3 protein-coding genes and 2 pseudogenes are annotated in these 2,800 nt (G+C 62.1%); 1 reads left to right on the top strand and 4 read right to left on the bottom strand.

Annotation, left to right across the window (positions count from 1 at the left end):
- The 4 genes and pseudogenes from AC1P6P_RS14010 to rpsF form a co-directional block, all read right to left on the bottom strand.
- Positions 1 to 437, bottom strand: a pseudogene (locus tag AC1P6P_RS14010) (AMP nucleosidase); the annotation flags it as partial.
- A gap of 163 nt (positions 438 to 600) precedes the next feature.
- Positions 601 to 1,203, bottom strand: coding sequence for a 50S ribosomal protein L9 (rplI, locus tag AC1P6P_RS14005; protein ID WP_481403063.1), 603 nt, complete (start codon positions 1,201 to 1,203; stop codon positions 601 to 603).
- A gap of 13 nt (positions 1,204 to 1,216) precedes the next feature.
- On the bottom strand, positions 1,217 to 1,441 hold the full coding sequence (rpsR, locus tag AC1P6P_RS14000; protein WP_127710389.1) for a 30S ribosomal protein S18: 225 nt from the start codon (positions 1,439 to 1,441) through the stop codon (positions 1,217 to 1,219).
- A 3-nt stretch (positions 1,442 to 1,444) separates the two neighbouring features.
- A complete protein-coding gene (gene rpsF, locus AC1P6P_RS13995) occupies positions 1,445 to 1,807 on the bottom strand; it encodes a 30S ribosomal protein S6 (RefSeq protein ID WP_481403062.1) in 363 nt (120 codons plus the stop codon).
- Between the two features lie 626 nt (positions 1,808 to 2,433).
- On the opposite strand from rpsF, the pseudogene AC1P6P_RS13990 reads away from it, so the two are divergent.
- Positions 2,434 to 2,800 (top strand): annotated as a pseudogene (locus AC1P6P_RS13990) (M4 family metallopeptidase); the annotation flags it as partial.

The raw sequence follows: 2,800 nt of genomic DNA, 5'->3' as shown, positions 1-2,800 counted from the left end.
GTGGCGGGAAAATGGCGGGCAAGTTCGACCGGGGTGACGCCGCCGAGGCCCGAGCTGGCATCGATCACGTAAGGGAAAGGAATTTCCTGCGTCGAGCGGCCGACCTCCACCTCGATTGCGTAGTCTTGCGCCAGCAGGGTGAGCTGCTCGGTGAGGTAGTCGGCGAACAGCGCCGGCCGGGTGACGGTTGTGGCGAAAGTGCCGGCGTGGCCGAGGCGTCCAAAGGCGCGGGCAAGATCGGGGCGGGTTTCTATGCCCTGATAGCGGATGCGCAGTTCGGGATAGCACCAGGCACGGGTCGATCGGCGATCGGGCGGGGGGAGTTTTCGCGTGGCGGCATAGTGGGCGATGTCGTCGCGCAACGTGGCGGTGGCATGGTCGTGAATGGCGGCGAGCTGGGCGACGATGGCGCCGGGGTCGTTCTTGTTGGTTTCCATCGCGGGAGGATAACGCGCGTTTGTTACATTGCAATGGATCGGGTTCACGCGAAAAGGGGGCGCCTGGCGGCGCCCCCTTCGTGATATACGTCGGCTTTGAGGAGAACCCCCTCCACCACCCGCGGCGCGGGCGGTCCCCCTCCCCGTGCCGGGGAGGACAGGCTTACGCCTCGGCTTCGCCTTCGCCGCCTTCGACGAGGTCGGCGGGGATTTCGCCGGGTTCGGCGTTGGGATCGTAGGCTTCGGTGAAGCCGCCGGTTTCGGTGTCGAACATCGCGTCGATGACGTTGACGCCCTGGGCCTGGAGTTCGGCTTCATCGGGCGAACGCGCGACGTTGGCCTTGATGGTGACCGAGACTTCCGGGTGCAGCGCGACGCGAACGTCGAACACGCCGATGGTCTTGATCGGGCGTTCGAGCACGATCATCGCCTTGGTGACGTGCTTGACGCCGTCGGCATTGAGCGCGTCGACGATGTCGCGGACCGAGACCGAGCCATAGAGCTGGCCGGCATTCGACGCGGCGCGGATCAGCACCACGGTCTTACCGTCGATGGCCTTCGATTCGCCGTGCGCGTGTTCGCGGCGCTTGGCGTTGTCGGCCTCGATTTCGGCGCGACGGGATTCGAACAGCTTCTTGTTCGCGGCGTTGGCGCGCAGCGCCTTCTTGCCGGGCAGCAGGAAGTTGCGCGCATAGCCGTCCTTCACGGTGACGACGTCGCCGATGTGGCCGAGCTTCTCGATGCGTTCGAGGAGGATGATGTCCATAGCGTCTCTCCCCTTACTTCACGAGGTAGGGCAGCAGGCCCAGGTGACGGGCGCGCTTGATCGCCTGGCCGAGCTCACGCTGCTTCTTTGCGGAAACGGCGGTGATGCGGCTGGGGACGATCTTGCCACGTTCGGACATGAAGCCCTGGAGCAGGCGGATGTCCTTGTAGTCGATCTTCGGGGCGTTCTTGCCCGAGAACGGGCAGGACTTGCGGCGGCGGAAAAATGCGCGGGCCATTGCTTATGCCTCCTCGCGGTCACGGCGACGGGTGCGTTCGCGGTCGTTCTTCCGCATCTGCACCGAGGGGCCGGCTTCGTGTTCATCGACGCGGATCGTCAGGTAACGGATCACGTCTTCGTTGATCTGGGTCTGGCGCTCCAGCTCGGCGACGACGCCCGCGGGGGCCTCGATGTTGAGCATGACGAAGTGCGCCTTGCGGTTGCGGGCAATCTTGTAGGCGAGGTTCTTGAGGCCCCAGGTCTCGGTCTTGGTGACCTTGCCGGCGTTGGCCTCGACGATCTCGGTGGCGGCGGTGGCCAGCGCATCGACCTGCGCCTGGCTGAGATCCTGGCGCGCCAGGAACACGTGCTCGTAAAGCGGCACGGCCATTTCCTTTCATTCATTCGGATGTATTCTGGATTGGCTCAGGCCGGTGCGAGAATGGCGGGGTTCGAGAACCGGCGCGCAGCGGCCTTGTTGGCCGTGAGCACCGGAAGCGCAAGAACCCTGCCGTTCGCAGCCCGGCATGGGGCAATCCAGAACACATCCGAAACCGATCGCTGGCTTATCCGCACCATTGCGGGGCCCCTCCGGCTTTCTTCGAGTTTCCCCGCGGACGAATCCGGCGAGGGAAGGGCGCGCTTAGCGGATCTTGCGCGGAAAGCAAGCAGGAACGGGACTTGCTGCCGAGTTCCGCGATGCTCTGCGCAATGTCCACAGGCAATGTCACCATGTCCAAAATATACAAGACTCTCCAATATTGTAATTGAACAAACGCAATATCGACTCTGCTGAGTCGCAAACAGAAACGCGCATTCCAGATTATGATCCTCTCAATGTGAATAAATCTTACAATTACTATCTATAGTCATATTATCTTATCGGTAGATAAGCGCATTTTTGTCGTCACTTATGAAAATTTCCCGTGTAATATATGGAGAGTGATTATGAGTTGCCAATGTTTCATTATTCCGCATGACGTCCTGCTGCGGTTCGCCGGGGATCCCGAATTGTCTGCCGAGCTGCGGCAGAATTTCCATCACTCGGCCGAACTGAGCGCGCTGGTGCGCAAGGAGCGTGACGCGCACGCGGCCAGTACGCTGTATGCACTGGTCAACCCGGTGCCCTTCCCCAAGATTCCGGTCCCGATTCCGCCGATACATCTGCTGCCGGCGGCGCAAGTCTACGATTGCCACCACACGACGACGCTGCCGGGATCGCCAGTGCCCAATCCGGGCACGTCGGCTGATGGTTCGGCGAAGCGCGCCTACGCCGAGTCCGAAAGCGTCGCCCGCTTCTACTGGGACGCGTTCCAGTGGGACTCGATCGATGGCCACCACATGACGCTGATCTCGTCGGTCCATTATGGCGTCAAAT

The organism is Rhizomicrobium sp. (assembly GCF_056722145.1).
Note: the sequence above shows the minus strand (reverse complement) of the source record. Positions and strands in the feature narration are given on the sequence as shown.